This is a genomic window from Mesobacillus sp. QJM3NY_10 (assembly GCF_056173465.1).
Genome location: NZ_CM149675.1, coordinates 966,568 through 983,264 on the forward strand (window position 1 = coordinate 966,568; position 16,697 = coordinate 983,264).

The 16,697-nt window shown below is 41.7% G+C and carries 19 protein-coding genes, 2 pseudogenes and 2 riboswitches; of the genes and pseudogenes, 15 read left to right on the forward strand and 6 right to left on the reverse strand.

The features are described from left to right. Window positions 1-404 precede the first annotated feature (404 nt). Window positions 405-1,823, reverse strand: a complete 1,419-nt coding sequence (locus tag AC0VX7_RS04835) for a glycoside hydrolase family 18 protein (protein WP_475426916.1) — start codon at window positions 1,821-1,823, stop codon at window positions 405-407. 179 nt (window positions 1,824-2,002) lie between these two features. On the opposite strand from AC0VX7_RS04835, the gene AC0VX7_RS04840 reads away from it, so the two are divergent. Continuing rightward, entirely contained in the window at window positions 2,003-2,413 is a 411-nt protein-coding gene (locus tag AC0VX7_RS04840) for an NUDIX hydrolase (protein ID WP_475426917.1), read from the forward strand. Window positions 2,414-2,458: 45 nt separating this feature from the next. Here AC0VX7_RS04840 and AC0VX7_RS04845 read toward each other — a convergent pair. Further along, window positions 2,459-2,806, reverse strand: a pseudogene (locus AC0VX7_RS04845) (QueT transporter family protein); the annotation flags it as partial. 1 nt (window position 2,807) lies between these two features. Continuing rightward, window positions 2,808-2,852, forward strand: a riboswitch (PreQ1 riboswitch). A 6-nt stretch (window positions 2,853-2,858) separates the two neighbouring features. Between AC0VX7_RS04845 and AC0VX7_RS04850 the strand changes: the two are divergent. After that, window positions 2,859-2,963 (forward strand): annotated as a pseudogene (locus AC0VX7_RS04850) (QueT transporter family protein); the annotation flags it as partial. A gap of 137 nt (window positions 2,964-3,100) precedes the next feature. Here AC0VX7_RS04850 and AC0VX7_RS04855 read toward each other — a convergent pair. Further along, window positions 3,101-3,904, reverse strand: a complete 804-nt coding sequence (locus AC0VX7_RS04855) for a protein phosphatase 2C domain-containing protein (protein WP_475426918.1) — start codon at window positions 3,902-3,904, stop codon at window positions 3,101-3,103. 175 nt (window positions 3,905-4,079) lie between these two features. Between AC0VX7_RS04855 and AC0VX7_RS04860 the strand changes: the two genes are divergently transcribed. From AC0VX7_RS04860 to AC0VX7_RS04905, 10 genes are all read left to right on the forward strand, one after another. Then, window positions 4,080-4,925 (forward strand): pirin family protein, encoded by an 846-nt coding sequence (locus AC0VX7_RS04860; protein ID WP_475426919.1) that lies wholly within the window; start codon window positions 4,080-4,082, stop codon window positions 4,923-4,925. 97 nt (window positions 4,926-5,022) lie between these two features. Then, window positions 5,023-5,106, forward strand: a riboswitch (cyclic di-GMP riboswitch). A gap of 90 nt (window positions 5,107-5,196) precedes the next feature. After that, window positions 5,197-6,411, forward strand: a complete 1,215-nt coding sequence (locus AC0VX7_RS04865) for a DUF5667 domain-containing protein (protein ID WP_475426920.1) — start codon at window positions 5,197-5,199, stop codon at window positions 6,409-6,411. A 260-nt stretch (window positions 6,412-6,671) separates the two neighbouring features. Continuing rightward, a complete protein-coding gene (locus AC0VX7_RS04870) occupies window positions 6,672-6,803 on the forward strand; it encodes a hypothetical protein (RefSeq protein WP_475426921.1) in 132 nt (43 codons plus the stop codon). Window positions 6,804-6,879: 76 nt separating this feature from the next. Next, window positions 6,880-7,005, forward strand: coding sequence for an FbpB family small basic protein (locus AC0VX7_RS04875; RefSeq protein WP_475426922.1), 126 nt, complete (start codon window positions 6,880-6,882; stop codon window positions 7,003-7,005). Between the two features lie 20 nt (window positions 7,006-7,025). Further along, window positions 7,026-7,418, forward strand: coding sequence for a sporulation protein (locus AC0VX7_RS04880; RefSeq protein ID WP_475426923.1), 393 nt, complete (start codon window positions 7,026-7,028; stop codon window positions 7,416-7,418). Window positions 7,419-7,487: 69 nt separating this feature from the next. Next, window positions 7,488-8,102, forward strand: a complete 615-nt coding sequence (locus AC0VX7_RS04885; RefSeq protein WP_475426924.1) for a protein kinase family protein — start codon at window positions 7,488-7,490, stop codon at window positions 8,100-8,102. 230 nt (window positions 8,103-8,332) lie between these two features. Next, window positions 8,333-9,181 carry an STAS domain-containing protein gene (locus tag AC0VX7_RS04890; protein ID WP_475426925.1) on the forward strand — a complete coding sequence of 283 codons (849 nt, stop codon included), beginning with the start codon at window positions 8,333-8,335 and terminating at the stop codon, window positions 9,179-9,181. A 105-nt stretch (window positions 9,182-9,286) separates the two neighbouring features. Next, the gene (locus tag AC0VX7_RS04895; RefSeq protein ID WP_475426926.1) at window positions 9,287-9,814 is read left to right on the forward strand and encodes an AAA family ATPase; all 528 of its coding nucleotides are present in this window, start codon (window positions 9,287-9,289) and stop codon (window positions 9,812-9,814) included. Further along, window positions 9,811-10,263, forward strand: coding sequence for an N-acetyltransferase family protein (locus AC0VX7_RS04900; protein ID WP_475426927.1), 453 nt, complete (start codon window positions 9,811-9,813; stop codon window positions 10,261-10,263). Before AC0VX7_RS04895 ends, AC0VX7_RS04900 begins: the two co-directional genes overlap by 4 nt. A gap of 155 nt (window positions 10,264-10,418) precedes the next feature. Further along, complete coding sequence (locus AC0VX7_RS04905; protein WP_475428083.1) at window positions 10,419-11,078, forward strand: DsbA family oxidoreductase; 660 nt, start codon at window positions 10,419-10,421, stop codon at window positions 11,076-11,078. Between the two features lie 27 nt (window positions 11,079-11,105). Here AC0VX7_RS04905 and AC0VX7_RS04910 read toward each other — a convergent pair whose 3' ends face one another. After that, window positions 11,106-11,732, reverse strand: a complete 627-nt coding sequence (locus tag AC0VX7_RS04910) for a nitroreductase family protein (RefSeq protein WP_475426928.1) — start codon at window positions 11,730-11,732, stop codon at window positions 11,106-11,108. Window positions 11,733-12,285: 553 nt separating this feature from the next. On the opposite strand from AC0VX7_RS04910, the gene AC0VX7_RS04915 reads away from it, so the two are divergent. Both AC0VX7_RS04915 and AC0VX7_RS04920 read left to right on the forward strand, forming a co-directional pair. Next, a complete protein-coding gene (locus tag AC0VX7_RS04915; protein WP_475426929.1) occupies window positions 12,286-12,498 on the forward strand; it encodes a hypothetical protein in 213 nt (70 codons plus the stop codon). A 113-nt stretch (window positions 12,499-12,611) separates the two neighbouring features. Next, a complete protein-coding gene (locus tag AC0VX7_RS04920) occupies window positions 12,612-13,073 on the forward strand; it encodes a hypothetical protein (RefSeq protein ID WP_475426930.1) in 462 nt (153 codons plus the stop codon). Between the two features lie 210 nt (window positions 13,074-13,283). On the opposite strand, the gene AC0VX7_RS04925 is transcribed toward AC0VX7_RS04920, so the two are convergent. Both AC0VX7_RS04925 and AC0VX7_RS04930 read right to left on the reverse strand, forming a co-directional pair. Continuing rightward, window positions 13,284-14,006 carry a DUF3784 domain-containing protein gene (locus AC0VX7_RS04925; RefSeq protein WP_475426931.1) on the reverse strand — a complete coding sequence of 241 codons (723 nt, stop codon included), beginning with the start codon at window positions 14,004-14,006 and terminating at the stop codon, window positions 13,284-13,286. Between the two features lie 509 nt (window positions 14,007-14,515). Then, a complete protein-coding gene (locus AC0VX7_RS04930; protein ID WP_475426932.1) occupies window positions 14,516-15,724 on the reverse strand; it encodes an MFS transporter in 1,209 nt (402 codons plus the stop codon). Window positions 15,725-15,997: 273 nt separating this feature from the next. On the opposite strand from AC0VX7_RS04930, the gene AC0VX7_RS04935 reads away from it, so the two are divergent. Beyond that, a complete protein-coding gene (locus AC0VX7_RS04935; protein ID WP_475426933.1) occupies window positions 15,998-16,633 on the forward strand; it encodes a cell wall hydrolase in 636 nt (211 codons plus the stop codon). The last annotated feature ends 64 nt before the right edge of the window (window positions 16,634-16,697 follow it).

Here is a 16,697-nt window from a genome sequence, read left to right on the forward strand (position 1 = left end):
AAATAGGAATGTAAAAAATTTCTATTTTATGTACCCAAAGACAGATTATACACACTTTTATAGGAAAAAATAACTATAATTTTGTAAAAATATAATTATTTCTACATAAAAATACCTATATTGGTAATGTGTAGTTGGGCTTAAAGATAAGAATCTTCTAATTTCCGTTAATATATTTCCATTTTATCCCTTGATATAGAAATCCATAATGAGCCTGAGACAGATTTTTACATAGGGCTGAAGACTGAGAAGGAATAGGCAGCAAAAAGGAAGTGCCTGGCATAAGCCAAGCACTTCCATAGTTAAGAGCAATCCATATTCGTTTTGAAGGTGAGAGATGACTAGGAGCCATTTTCTTTAAGCTTCAGGGTAAGAAAGCACTGAAGGATGAGGATGTTCCGGTCTTACGTCAGCTTTTTAATATTAAAGTTATCGTCCAGCAGGGCCCAGTTTTGCGGGAACGGGTAGCCAAGCACCCAGTAGCTGACTCCAAGCAGATTATATTGTTTGATCAGGTCAAACTTTGCCTGGGCACTGCGGGCGTCTTCGAACCATACTTCGTGTTCACGGCCCTGTTCATCGGTGTAGCGAAAGTATGGCGATGCGGCTACAGTATCATATTGAATCGCAGCGCCATATCTGATGGCGCGATTAACTGCTTCCTGCGGGCTGTATGTTTCTGCTTCCTGCCCCTGGACATGGGGGATGATCCAGTCTCTTGCATATAGTTGGAATCCCATCAGGATTTTATTCCTTGGGATAGCGGTAATGGCGTAATCAAGCACTCTGCGGATTTCGTTCAATGGTGAAACAGCCTGAGGCGTTCCGAAACGGTAGCCCCATTCGTACGTCATCAAAACAACAAAATCTGCTATCCTGCCGTGTGCAGGATAATCATGCGCTTCATATAATAATCCTTTTTGATCGGCCCTTACTTTTGGCGCAAGAGAGGTTGAAACAAAATAGCCTTCTTTATGAAGGGCATCAACAGCTTCCTGCAGAAATGTATTATAAAGCTCACGGTCAGCAGGCAGGACATTTTCGAAATCAATGTTCAAGCCACGGTACCCTTTTTCACGCATGACAGAAAGGATATTATTGAGCAGTGTGTTGCGATTTGCTTCACTAGCAAGAACTTCGTGGGCGATATTCTCCCCAGCCTCAGTCGCTGTAAAGTTGGTGATTGACATCATTGGCAGTGCGCCTTTTGCCAGTCCAGTCTGGATGGCTTCGGTATCATCCTTCATGTAAAGAACAAGCGAACCGTCAGGCTGGATGACATATGCGAACGGAGCAATATAGGTCATCAGATCGGCTACTTCGCCAACCAGCTCAACTGCCTTTTCGTCAGAATGATAGGTGAATGCATTTGATTCAATCGTTGGTTTCCGTTTTGGAATGATTAGAATAGTACCTGGATAAAGCAGATTCGGATTTTGGATTTGATTAGCCTTGATGATCGCCTGTATGGTTACCCCATAACGCTGGGATATGTGCCATAAGGTTTCACCGCGCTGGATCGTGTGGCGGGTAGCTGGTATGCGGAGTACGGTCCCAGGGTAGATTAGGGCAGGGTTGGTTATAGCATTAGCCCGGATGATGGCATCTACGGTCGTCCCGTAACGCTGGGCAATTGACCATAATGCTTCCCCGGATCGAACTGAATGGAAAGTATCATGAGATGGAATAAGCAAGGCCAGGCCAACGACCAGCTGGTTTGGGTTTTCAAGACCGTTAATATCAGTAATCTGTGGAATTGTCACTTGATATCTGTTTGCGATTTGCCACAGTGATTCACCTCTTTGGACAACATGAATGATCATTATGAACCTCCCTCAGGAAAAAGTCCTACAATATGCTATGAGAAAAAAAGGAATTATATGTTGAGGGAAGAAGTTTTATTCTCCGATAATGGCTAAAAGCGAGCGTTGCTGAGGAGGGAACAATGTTTATTTGTCGCATAACTTAAAAATTTTTACTTTGGAAAGTAGGAGAAGCAGGTATGGAATTATGGGAAGGGTCAGCTGGTGTATGCATAAACGAACACGGGAAAATTCTGATGGTCCTGCAGGGGAAAGAGGATGAAGAAAAACTATGGGCAGTACCAGCAGGCGGTAAGGAAAACGGAGAGACTTTCGAGCAGTGCTGCATCAGGGAGGTGCTGGAGGAGACCGGATATGAAGCGGAAATCGTCCGTCAGCTTTTTGTGAAAACTGGCGTCATTTCCGGAGTGAAAGTCAAGGTCCAGTACTTCGAGATAAAAATAAAAGGAGGAGAAATCCGGATTCAGGACCCTGATGGACTGATCCATAAAATTGCCTGGAAAAAGGTAAGTGAGATGAGTAAATCAGATTTTGGCTTCAAAGAAGATAGGGAGTTTCTGTTGAAGTTTATAGGCAGCCTTCAGGTTTAATGCATAAAAAAACGCATGGATTACTCTCCATGCGTTTTCATCAATCTAAACCAATTTCTCAAGATTTACACGCTTGTGAATCGCAAGCATAACAGGGATACCTACAGCCATTACCGTAAATTCACCTGCAGCCGTTGTCAGCCATGTGAACCAGAATGGCAATTGGAATGCAAGGTTCAGTTCAATTGCAATCAAGAACATCGTGAAGGTGAAGACCAATGTATTCACGATCATGCGGCCGATGATCCTTTTAATATATTTTGCAGTGAAAATAGTAATCAGCAAAGATATCACAGACTGGCCGACTCCAAAGACCAGGTCGTATGCGACCATTGGCGAAAAGAGCAGATTTGTTAAAAATACACCCAATACGATTCCATAAAACTGGCTTTTAAATAACGTGGTTCGTAACCATCCCACGTAAAAAAACTAGGAGAGATGAAAAATGAATACGAGAATGATTGTCCGGAACGGGATTCTGGCTGCTTTATATATTGCCGTTTCTGCCGTCATCCAGCCATTTGGCTTCACAAATGTGCAATTCCGCGTATTATATAGGATAAAAGGCCTTCTCACAATATACTTTTTTAGAATAATAGTTGGAGGACCGCTATAAATTTCGGGTCGCTAGAAAACTTAAGAAACAAAACACGCCCAAACAGATTCATCTGGGCGTCATTTCAGTTCTTATTCACTTGGTACTGTCGCTTCTTTGTCGCTGACCACCATCCAGGATAGGATGGTTGTGCTATCACGTACATTGTGATCTTGAATTCTTTTAAGCAGTTTTCTTACTCCATCTTGGTTGGACGAAAGAGAGAACTCATTAAAAATAGCTTTTGGGTCTATGTATGGCTCCCCTGGGCACTCAACCAGGCCATCCGTTGTCATGACGAGATGATTGACGCCTTTTCGTAATTCCTTTGTTCCGCTGCTGAAGCAAGGGACGGCTTGACTAAATGTATTTACCTGACCAATCCATTCATAAAAATGGCGCTGGTTCACTTGATATTGTCCAAGCGAGGCAAGTTCGGGATGGTGCAAGTAGAACAGGCAGTCGCCGACAGAAAACCACCAGCAGTACTTGCTTTTCCTGGCGACGATCAAGCAGGCAGTTTCTCCTTTAACTCTCTGGCAATCCTCTAAAAACTCCTTACCTTGAAAAAGGTTAAGGATAAAACGTTCCAAACTTCGAAAAGCTTCATTTATAGATAGGGAGAGGAAATCTCGTATTTTACTCTTTTGTTGCCTGAAGGCTTCAACAATCAGTTCAGCACTTTCGGCACTAGTGTGGGCATCTAAAAGAATCACAAACTCCCAATCCTGTTCAGAATCTGACATGACGAGGCAGCCATCCTCATTTTTGTATTGGCCTGCACTTGAATTCCCTCCGTACCGGCCAATGACAATACTACCGAGTTGAACTATACTTGGCTGGTCCACAAAACTTTCCTCGTTTCCTACCCAATTGAAATCTTGATTTATGTTCATATAATTTCGCCTGCCCCCTGGGATATCGGTCATTCTGCTGGATTGGAATTGAAGTAAATCAGTCATGCACATCTATATCTCTCAGTTTAAAGTATCTTTATTTTAAAATATATCATAGGATTGTTATAATTTGGTGATAAGAACTTAGGCTACTTTAGATAAAGGGGTTATGCAAATGTTTAATAGAGAGATCAAGAACCATTGGACCGTTCAATATGAAGAGAGAGGGATGCCGCACGTCCAGGCAGGACTTGTACTTAATCCGCAAAACTGGAGGGAGTTGGATCCTTTCATTTTAATGGCGGAGGACTGGTTTAAGCGCGGGACGTTTTCCGATCACCCGCATCGCGGTTTCCAGACAATCACATATATCATTGACGGAAGGCTTGAGCACATTGACAACCATGGTGGTCACAGTATCCTTGAATCTGGTGATATCCAGTACATGAACGCCGGTAGCGGTGCGCGGCATGCTGAAGAGGCAGTGGACAATGATATAGCACATACACTGCAGCTCTGGCTGAACCTGCCTAAGCAGTTGAAAGGCACAACCACTTCTTATCAAAACGTATATTCCGAAAATGCACCTGTTGTCCAGTTTGAAGGCGGAACTTTAAAGGTGTATTCAGGAGAAACTGCTGGAGTGAAAGGGCCTCTCGAGCCATTAGTGCCTTTTACCTTATCAGAAATTCAGCTGGCTGAGGGAGCTAACTTCACATATGAATTGCCGGAATCACATAACGCTTTCTTATATATTCTATCTGGTGAAATCGATGCCGGCTCAAGCCAGACAAACCTCAAAAAATCTTCCGCAGCGACTTTGACTTTTAATGACGGAGGCGAAGGAGCAAGCGGACTAATGCTGAAAGCGAACAAGCGATCAAGAGTATTGGTATATTCCGGGAAGCCAATCAACGAGGAAGTGGTGGCCTACGGACCGTTTGTGATGAATTCGATGGAGGAGATTCGCCAGGCTTACCGTGATTATCAGGAAGGGAAGTTCGGCGAGGAAGCCAAGTAGATAGGTATAATTACCTAAATACTTTGAATTATAGTCTTTTCTTAACATTTCTATTTATTTTTGTCTGTCGAAAAAGTAAGATTAAAGTAGAATTAAAATCCGATAATGGCAAACCCAGGGAAATCTGGGGGCGCAAAGCTACAGGGGCTAAAGTCATGAACTATGCCAGCCAGTTGCCGAAGATTCACATAGCTAATGTATGTGCTGCTCTTCGGACAGCACTTTTTTTGTCGATTTTAATTCCAATATAGTAATAAGCGGAGGTATTGGAATGAAGAAGCTTTTAGCATCAACAATTTTGTCCGGAGTGTTAGCTTTTGGTACGGGAGTCTCTGCAGATGAGATAATTGAAACGGTAGATCCGGGAACGACTCCTGACGAATTTTTATTTACGTTTGATCAATTATTTGAGGAATTGAAGCTACTAGTAACCTTCGATGATGAAAAAGAAGCCCAGCTTCTCCTGGAATTCGCGAACGAGAGATTGGCTGAAGCGACAGCGATGTCAGAAGAGGAAAAAACAGAATTCGTACAACAAGCTTTTGAAGAATATTTAGAGGCTCTTGAGGCAGCAGAAGAGAAGGTTACTGAAGTAATTGTTGAAGATGTCACTGATTCTGAAGGTGAAGATGAACTGACGGAAGAGCTGGAAAACGTTTCTGAAGTTGAAGATGAGTTGACCGAAGACCTGGAAGATGAGCTGATGGAAGAGGTTGAGGAAGCAACAGAACAAGCGAAGATCGTTGCTAACGTAGTAAAGGATTTGGACCAGGAACTGGTTTCCCAGCTGCGTGAACAGGAGTTGGGATATGGCCAAATCGCTCAAATCTTCTGGCTGGCAGAAGCGGCTGGCAAAACAGTAGAAGAAATCACTGCTTTATATACAGAAGAAAAGATTGGATTCGGACAGGCGGCAAAGCAGCTTGGTGTTCATCCATCGCAAATGAAAGGCCTCGCATCAGGCAAAAAACAGGCTTCTGAAACAGAATCGGAAACTGATGAAAACATCGAGGAATCAGAAGAAGAGAGCAGCACAGAAGAAGCCGAACAGCAAGTCGATGAAACTGAAGCTATCGATGTAGCTGAAAGTGAAGAGACAGCCTCTGAACAATCCACCGTCCAGCAGGCAAGTGCTGCTTCAGCACAAAGTGTGACGAAGGGTGAAGAGCAAAAGTCAAAAGCTGCGAAAAAAGCAGAAGAACAACAACGTTTAGCCGCGGAAAAATCAGAACAACAACGACTTGAGGCTGCAAAAAAAGCTGAAGAAAAACAAAAAGAAGCAGCTAAAAAAGCTGAAGAGCAACAAAAGGAAACATCCAGAAAAGCTGAAGAAAAAAAGCGTGAAGAATCCAAAAAAGAAGAAGAAGGAAAACAGGTAGAAGGCAAGAAAAATAAAGAAAAACAACAAGACGAAGGCAATGAAGAGCAAGAAGATGACAGTGATGAGAATTCTAACAAGGGTAATGGAAAAAACAACGGTAAGTAAAACTAATCTATGTTAAATTAGAGAATTCACCTGCCAGTTCAATTTCCAATGAATTGACGGAATGCACACTGTCATGTATCATAATCGTATACATTTGAATAGTTTCTCCTAAAGGGGAGTAGCTTTCACAACAGAGTCGTCATTACGGAGATCACTCCCGGCTTTGTTGGCAACGATCGTTGTTAGCAAGACCTTTGCCATATTTGGTGAAGGTCTTTATTTGTTTTTAAGACCTTCACCTGAGCGGGTGGAGGTCTTTTTTGGATAAACTGAAGAAGAATGTACACAGGAAGATGGGGTATGTCCCCGTACAAGAGCAAAATGAGCTTACGACCAAAATCTCACAGAATCACATTCCCGAAGAAGCAGGCGGATTTATATGGAACAAATAAATGCTGGCTAAAAATACTTTTCCAGAGACATTTTCTTACCTAGAAACATAAATTTAAATATTGGAGTGTGGATGTTGTGAAGAAATTACAGCTTAGTTTTGATGAACTTGTAAAAAAGAACAAAGAAGAATTATTAGCAGACCAAAAGCGGATCGAGATCATCGAGAAGCGGCTTGATGACAAATACACCAATCCAAAATAGTTAATAGACGGAGGAACACGATGTTATTACGGAAGTATATGTCTTTGCTGGGAGTAGGGTCCGCCCAGATTGACCTGATTCTGGAAAAGGATGTTTTAAAGCCTGGGGATTCGGTGAATGGAAAGTTTATGATCAAGGGTGGTACGGTTGATCAGGACCTGCAGCTCATTGAGTGTGCCCTTGTCATGGTAAATTTGAAGACTGAAGCAGAAAACGTACTGGATACTGTATCAATCGATGTAAAGTTGAGGATTCAGCCAGATGGAGATGATATGGTGCCGTTCAGTTTCCTGCTGCCAGCGGATGTACCTCCTTCAAGCAAGGATATCTCTTATCATTTTAAAACAAAGCTGGTCTTCAAACAGGGAGTTGAAAGCTGGGACGAAGACATGATCAAGGTGGTGAAGGGCTGAACTGTGGAATCTGTGCGTATGGAAAAACCAGACCCCGCCTTTCGGGACCACGGTGAGAGGAGCGGAAGAATGAATCAATATAAACATCTGGCAGATAGTGTAGTTTATTCAACTCGAGGATTAAAAGCAGCTTTGATTCATAAAGATCCATCACTAAAGCTGGTTGGAGAGGGAAGAAGTGCTTTCGCGTTCCGAATTGACGGTACAAATCTTGTTTTAAAGGTTTTCTTTCCGCAATTTGAAAAGGTGGCAGCAGAAGAGGCGGGGATTTATAAGGAGCTTGCTGGAAATCCATTCTTCCCTTCTCTTCATGAGTCGGGAAGCAATTATCTGGTCATGGATTATGTTCGGGGCATGACGCTTTATCAATGTTTGGTAAATGGCATGCCGATTGCCGCTGGCCATATTGAGGATGTCGATGAAGCCCTTAAGCTTGCAAGAGAAAAAGGCTTGAACCCGTCTGATATACATCTGCGGAATATCATCATCACTCCTAATGATGAAGTCAAGCTTATAGATGTAGCTCGATTCCGGCAGACGAAAACATGTTCTCAGTGGGAGGACCTAAAAAGCGCTTTTTATAAATATTACAGGCATGAACGCTTCCCGAAAAAAATGCCAGAACCTGCGATGAATGTAATTGCATACTTTTATAAAAGAGGACTGCTGCCATCAATCAACTAAACCTGAATGGCTGCAGTCCTTGTTTGTACATAATATTACAATTGAAAGCTAGATGAGGCGAAAAGAAACTGATTTACTCGTCTCGGAAATCAGATTCGGTGAACGTCCATAAGTGCAAAAACTTGTCCTGCATTCTGAATCTGCGTTATGATGGTTTATAAGAATGTATTTTGGAATATAATCCGTAGAAATATATATAAAATTGTCATTGAACACATGGAGGAATCTACATGACCACAGAACTGCAAGCTTTAGGAGAAGCAATTGTCAGCAGGAAGCACGAAATCGCCAAAGCTGTCCACGAAGACAGGTATGCTGATTCCGTTTTAACAGAAGCCCAGAAGTATGACCTTGGTAAAATTGAACAGCAAATCCTCGAGATCCGGGCGGACTTCATTGAATTATTCGGTCAAGCATTGATTGAGAATGAAGATCAAGAAAAGGTATTTGCTAAAATAACAAACTGGGGTAAAGAAACTGGTGAGTATATCTATAAGCTGGGCGCATCTCTTGATGAAGCACTTAAAGATACAAGCTATTACCGTGAGCATATTTGGAAGGCAATCAAAGAAGAAGCAAAGGATATGCCTGCTTCTGCCATCTTTGGTGTTTTGGATATCATAGATCCATTGATGGACCATGCTATCTACAGCTTCAGCCTTACGTTTGTCGACGCGCACCAAAAGAGCCTTGAAAACGCAAAAACTGCATTGCTGGAACTGTCAGTACCAGTCGTTCCGTTAATGCCTGGAGTCGGAGTATTGCCTCTTGTTGGGAACGTCGATACTGAAAGGGCTCAGCTGTTGATGGAAGAAACACTGGACCAGGCTGTAAAACTCAAGCTTACTCACCTTATCTTTGATGTGTCCGGAGTCATGATCGTAGATACAATGGTTGCGGACCAGCTGTTCAAGGTAATCAGCGCCCTATCACTAGTTGGCGTAAAGACCATCATGACCGGCATCCGTCCAGAGGTTGCCCATACAATGGTGACCCTTGGACTCAACCTCGAAGGTATAATGGTAAAATCAAATCTTCATCAGGCATTCAAAGAGATCCAGACTCTGCAAAATGCATAAATTCGAAAAGCTGCCCAGGCAGCTTTTTTATTTTGCGAAAAAAAGAGGAAATACCAAAAAGGAAGAGAATTTGAAGTTTAAATATAGAAAAAGTGATGATGTTTTATGACAAAAATTAAACCTAACAAAATCCATATCATTGGTTCTGTCGGAAGCGGGAAGACGACCCTGGCCAGAAGTCTGTCAGCCAGACTCAACTTGCCGCACCATGAACTTGACAATGTTGTCTGGAAAAGAACCGATACGGGGGATATTAGGCGGAGTGAAGAGGAACGAGATGAATATTTGAAGTCAATCGTTAATACTGATTCGTGGATAATCGAAGGTGTCCATTACGAGTGGGTTGCGGAGAGCTTTGAAGAGGCAGATATGATCATTTTCTTGGACCTTTCCTATCGAAAAAGAAAATACAGGATCGTCAGAAGATTCATCATGCAAAAGCTCGGATTAGAAAAGGCTAATTACGCTCCGACTTTAAAAATATTCCGGAAGATGTTTGTTTGGAACAGGTATTTTGAGGTGAAGAGCAGACAGGAAATCCTGACTATTCTTGGCGCCCATCAGAATAAACTGTGCATTGTAAAAGAGGCTGTAGAGCTTGAGAAGAATATATTTCCGGAGGCGAGGGCATGAAAGAGCTGACTATACGACCTGCAGAGGAACGAGACATTCCAAAGTTATACGAATTAATGACCCAATACATTGTTGATTTTTACAAGAAGCCAGAACCAAATGAAGCAGAATTGAAAAATTTGATTCTACACTTGCAGGACCATCCTGACTCGGGTTTGCAGTTCGTGGCTGAAAACCAAGGAGAAATTGTGGGATTTGCAACCCTGTATTATACTTTCAGCACTCTCCAGGTAAAACGGGCGGCTATTTTGAATGACTTATTCGTTTCAGCCGATGCAAGAGGCCAAAAGGCAGGCGAGCAGCTTTTTGCAAAATGCCTCGCACATATCAGGGAAAATAATTTCGCTTATATGACATGGGAAACGGCCAAGGATAACTTTGTTGCTCAAGGTCTTTACAGTAAAATGGGGGGAAGGCAGTCAGACTGGCTGGTTTATGAAATTGAATAGTTAGGCACTATCTGCATCAGTGAGCCTGCACTCCCCGAGTCGAATCTCGTGTATTTTACCAGGTTAACACCTATACTATAGTGTGAAATAACCAACTGGAGGGATCCATAATGCAGATTGAAATGTGGACTGACTTTGCTTGACCGTTCTGCTATATTGGCAAAAGGCGTCTGGATGACGCTATTAAACAGATTGATCACCCAATTGAAGTGACTTATCGTTGCTTCGAACTTGATCCAAATATGGAACGGGATATCGAGTATAATATATATGAAGGTTTAGCAAAGAAATATGGAATGAGTGTAGCCCAGGCGAAAGCGAGCACGGCTAATATGGTGCAAATGGCCAGGGAAGCCGGCCTGGAATATAATATGGACACACTTATTTTAACCAATACATTTGATGCTCACCGTTTGACGATGTTTGCGAAAAGGCATGGATTGATGGCAGAGATGACCGAAAGAATTTTACGTGCCTATTTTACCGAATCGAAACATATTGGGGACCATGAAACATTGACGGATTTGGCCGTAGAAGTCGGACTGAATCGTGGAGCAGTAGAGGAAATGCTTGCCAGCGATGATATGTCCGATGAAGTCCGTGCTGATGAAAGCACTGGCCAGCAGTATGGCATCACAGGTGTGCCATTCTTCCTGATCAATAAGAAGTATGCCATTTCAGGCGCACAGCCGACTGATGTCATTGTCCAGTCGCTGAAAAAAGTCATTGCCGAAAATCAAATCACCATTTTGAACAATGATGACAGCATGATTTGTGATGATGATGGCTGTGAAATTCCTAATCAAAAGAACTAGTCCTTGGACTAGTTCTTTTCTATGTTCTTATATAAATTCCACAATTTCCTCGACCGGAATACGAGTCGTGGGATGTCCTGGCTGAGCAGCTTTTCCAAGAGCCAGCAGCAGGACTGGCATGTAGCGGTCATCAAGGTTGAATTTCTCGATGAATTGCTGTTTGTTGAATCCGCCCATTGGCACAGTATCATAACCTCGTGCTCTGGCAATCAGCATAAGCTGCATCGAAATCAGTCCGGCATCGAAAGACGCGATGTTTTCCCTGATAGCAACCGGTGCAGAAGGGTATAATTTATTGGTGTTTTCAATCATTCTGCTCATAGTTGTTTCGTCCATATACCCAGCTTCATATGAACTGCGGTATACTTTTTCGCCATTTCGGTACATTTCCCGATCGCCTAGAACCGCAATAACGGCTGAAGAAGTTTCCACTTGCTCTTGATTATTGGCGATCATTCTTAGTTCTTTTTTTGTTTCCTCATCCTGGATGACGAGGAACTTCCATGGCTGGAGATTGCTAGAAGAAGGTGCCAGGGCAGCTTCTTTTAAAATATCTAAAATCTCTTCTTGTGAGATCTTGACGGTAGGGTCGTATTTTCTGACAGAACGCCGTTCACGGATGACCGTGGTCAGGCTTAGCTCAGATGTGTTCATATCTATTCCTCCAAAGTTGTAGTTACTTTTAGTAAGCGATATTCAGGTTACTATTAGTAAGTATTTAAGTCAAACAAGTCAACTTGAATTCATCATTCCAATAACTGGAACTCCTAATCGCAGGTGGAGTTTCCCATCGGAAGGATGTATGGTAGTTGCTGGGGAATCACGCGAGACTCATCAAATAGATTAGATATAAAAAAAGGGTGCCCGTTTTTTGACAAACGGGTCTTGTTTTTGAGTACAAAAACATAATTCGCACACAAATCAGCAGTCCAATTCGCACCTGAGTTGGACTGCATCTTTTTGTTTATAATTCAAGGTCTTATATTCCTTTAAAGGTGTTTAAGCACCCGAGTTCACACCCCTTTTAGCAAGGTGAAATAAGTTATTGTCATAGTGCTAATTCGTACGCTAATTGCTTTCCAAATTAGTGTGTTAAAAATGGGAACCAGGTTTTTGGATATTAATGTTAAAATTAAAGAAGGGCTTATTCAACATAAGGGGCAGTAATGTTGAAGAACTATTTTGGTAGTTTTAGAGGGGGGACAAGATGAACCAAGTATTAGAGAAAATAATTTATTTTGGTTTCACAATTTTTATTTTTATCGTTTTATGGAAAGTTACAGGTGAATTATGGGAAGCCTTTGTTCCGTGGAATTACAAAACTGACCTCTTAGGAATTTTTGTAGTAGCACCAATTTTAATAGTATCTTCATTTATTTTATCCAGCTATTCTTTTAAAGTCATAAGGGGTTCTAAATAGTATAGCCTTTTGTTGTGTTACGGGAGTGATTGCTGGATACGCAACCGCCCTTGTTCAAGTAAAGGGGCAGAAGAGTTGAAGAAGACACAATTTTCTAAAAGGGGGGGCTTGATATGAAAAAGAATACTATTGTGGCTAACAGTTTAATCATTATTATTCTTCTAGTAGGTTACTTTTTATATGAACAATCGAAGAAAACAACATATGAAGAAGTTATAGCAAATTTAATTAATGAAAATGAAAAGGTAGAACAGATAACAATTTATAGTCAAATACCACTTGTGACAAAAACTGCTTCAACTACAATAAACGATCGGAAATTGACTAACAATATTTTAAATCAACAAATAAAATTGAAAGAGATTAACACACGGAAATTGCCTCCAATTCTAACCACTTTAGTAATAAAAACCGATAAAGATTCATATGAAGTAGGTTTTGGTCCAAATAGCATAATGATTGGTTCTGTACGATATTTGACTACTAATCCGCAGGTCAATCCGATTAATATGCTGTTAGTGGAAGAAGAATTAAAATGGGAAATTATTGAATACACACCTTTTATATGGAGATAGAGTAGACAAGGCTTTTCAACTAAAGGGTGCTAATCTTCAACAAAGTGCTACTATAAAGTAGGCTCGGAGCTTAATTGCTCCGAGCTTTTTTGTGTTCTGTTTTACTGCTAAAGTGTCGGCTAATTCAACTGCAATTTACCGTGCAAAAAGCTCAGTTAATTCAAGTTTTGTACTTCAAAACCAAACCCGTTAGTTTTCGACGGGACACCCTTACTTGGTTCTTTTAGAAAGAATATCATACCATTCCTCGGTTTCATCTCGATTCTTACTATTGATGAAAATCTTGTCATTGTCCGTTTCGATATATAAATATGGTTGAGAGTCTTTATGGATGAAAAGCAGGCTGCTTCCGTAATCCGTTACTTTGAAATGACCCTTAGCCAACGTGGCAAGACCGAATCCATTTTGTTTCCATGTCACTTCTGGCATCTCATCTAAAAGTTCAACACGACGAATTTCTGTATAGTCCCATTCTCCCCCATACATACCCGTGATTTCAAAAGAATCCTCATAGTCCTTCAATTCAAAGTCCTGGTACCCTACAAAGAAAAGGGCCACTATAAACCCAATAGTTCCAATGGCGAGGAGCGTACTAAAGATATAACTCCGCCTTCGCTTCTCTTTAATTTCATATTTGGAAAGATAAATGAGACCGCCGAGAAGGAATATCATCATGAAACCGAACTGGACCTCGATGGAGTATTGGAAAGATGTGAAACTTAAAGGCAGAAGAATGATCATTCCTGCTGCAGTGGCACTCATCAGCTTTCCGACTCGTTGTGGATAACCATTATTGATTAATTTCTGCTGCTCATCCTTCGGTTTACCATTGAAATTAGAAATTAGCCAGTACCATTCCTTTTTCACAATCGCCCATCCGAAGAACAGGAACAAAGCGATCATAAAAAGCTGGATTCCGATAAAAAACGTCATTTGTGTCACCCCTAGAACATTTTCTTATTAAATAATACGGATTGCTTGGAACACAAGTTTCACTGACGGACAAAAACAAGGGAATTTAGCAGGAGAGTGTCCGTCATACCCCTGATGACGGACAGAAATTCGATATTTGAGGAGAAAAGTGTCCGTCATACCCCTGATGACGGACAAAAATTCGATATTTGAGGAGAAAAGTGTCCGTCATACCCCCGATGACGGACAAAAATTCGTTGATTTGAGGAGAAAAGTGTCCGTCATACCCCTGATGACGGACAGAAATTCGATATTTGAGGAGAAAAGTGTCCGTCATACCCCTGATGACGGACAGAAATTAGTGATTTAAGGAGAAAAGCGTCCGTCATACCCCTGATGATGGACAGGAATCGTTATTTGAGGAGAAAAGTGTCCGTCATAAAAGTAATAGGCTGCATTTCCTGCCTTACTAACTCTTTTTATGCTGTAAATAAAAGCTGCCAGTTTCAAGTGGCAGCTTTTACAATGGTTTACGACCTTGCGCTTTGCTCGGTTTCCGCGCTTGCTCTTAAATTACGTGATCTTATGAAAAAGATTGCCGTCATCACGATTGACAATGCACCGAACATGACGCTCATATTCTGGAGTCCGACTGCATCGAGAAGGAATCCGGTCATTAACAGGACGACCTGAAAGAAGACGCGGTCCATCATATTCCGGAACGAGAAAAAACGGCCATGATAGTCTTTTGGCACTCTCGTCTGGAAAATCGTAGCGGCTGTCGGGAAGAAGCAGCCTACTGAAAATCCGAATAGCAGAAAGGCGATGATCGTAAGAACTGGCTGATTGGCAAAATAGAGCATCAGCTGGGAGAAGCCGATCAGCATCGAGCTTGCAAACAAAATTTTATATGGTGAAAATTTATAGCTGATACGTTTGATCATAAACGCGCCGCTCATGAAGGCGAGACCTTCGGCGGTATAAATCCAGCCTTTGATGGCAGTACTGTCCTGCAACTCACTTATATTAATGACAACCAGGTTGAAGCCTCCCAGGAAAATAAGCGGAATCAAGGTCAAAATCAAGGTCATCATCACAATCGGCAGCTTGACGATGATAGGGAAAACGTCTTTGAATCCTTGTTTTTGCTGGCCATCTTTGACTGCAGAGGCCTTTTTGTTTTCATCAAACTGTAAAAACCAGGTCAATCCGAATAGGACGATGTAGGCAGCCATCGAAAGGAGATACACAGCATTCAATGGAATGGCCACAAGTAAAATTCCTGCAGCGGCAGTCCCAATGATACGAGACAACGTGGACACATTCATATGAACCCCATTCAGCTGCAATAAGTCCTTCTCACTAACGACAAGCGGGATTGCTGCCTGGAGTGCCGGAAAGTAGAAAGCGGCAGATATTTGCAATAACACAAGGAACACAAGCATCCACCATACTGAACTGGTTTGAATGGCAATCAGCATAAAAACGACACTGATGATTCGTACGAAACCTGATATCAGCATGACAGTCTTTTTGCTGTATTGGTCTGTCAATCTTCCTGCAAGAGGTCCAACTGCAATCCCAGCCAGTAATCCAGCAGCAAGCAACAGTGATTTTAAAAAGTCAGAAGGAATTTGTTCCTGCATAAACTCAAGGTTTCCAATGATTCCAAGCCATAGTCCTAACCCGGCTGTAAACTCTCCGGTCAATAAAATCCAGACATTCTTATTTCTCCACATTTCCTTTGCCTCTCGGTTTCGATTATTTTTTACTACTCCATAATTATCCGATAATTATAAACCTTCGTAAAGCTAAATATTTTTTACAATTTAATCTAATAACGATCATTTAATGAAAAAAGATACGGGACTATGAAATTTGTACCAGTAACTATTTCCATTCTTTTGTACGAGTTTTTACATTTGCACAACAGGGAAATGTATATGGATATGAAAAAGGAGGTGCATTTGGTTAGTCCACTGGAAATGATCATACATACAAGTTAAATGGAAATGGGAGTGGAGAGTTTGAAGAAGTACATAAAGAGTCTGGCAGCAGCATCCGTCATTTTTGCTATTCTTGGTTTTGGGCAGCCAGGAGCTCAGGCAGCAAGTATTGGAATGGGGTCAGTTGGATCAGATGTTACATATGTTCAATCCATTTTGAAGAAACTCGGCTATTTTAATACCCAGACAACCGGATACTATGGGCCAATCACTACTGAAGCAGTGAAGCAACTTCAAAGAGATTTTGGACTTGAACCGATTGGAGGCGTTGGCCCGAAGACAACGCAGCTTATTCGGGAAATCGAGATGATGGCTCATGTTGTTTATGGTGAATCCCGGGGTGAGAGTTACCAGGGACAGGTTGCAGTGGCATCAGTGATTTTAAACAGGATAGATTCCAATGAATTTCCTGATACAGTTCATGATGTCATATTTCAAAGGAATGCTTTTACAGCAGTAAATGATGGACAGTTCAATCTGCAGCCAAACGATACAGCTTACCAGGCAGTAAAGGATGCCTTTCTCGGATGGGATCCTTCATATGGATCCGTTTATTACTACAATCCAAAGCTAGCGACTGATCAATGGATTTTTACGAGAACAGTGACCAAACAGATAGGCAATCACCACTTTGCGTATTAACGTTAAGCATCGGTTTCTTTAGGAACCGGTGCTTTTTATGCATTCAGAGGTAAAAAAAGGTACA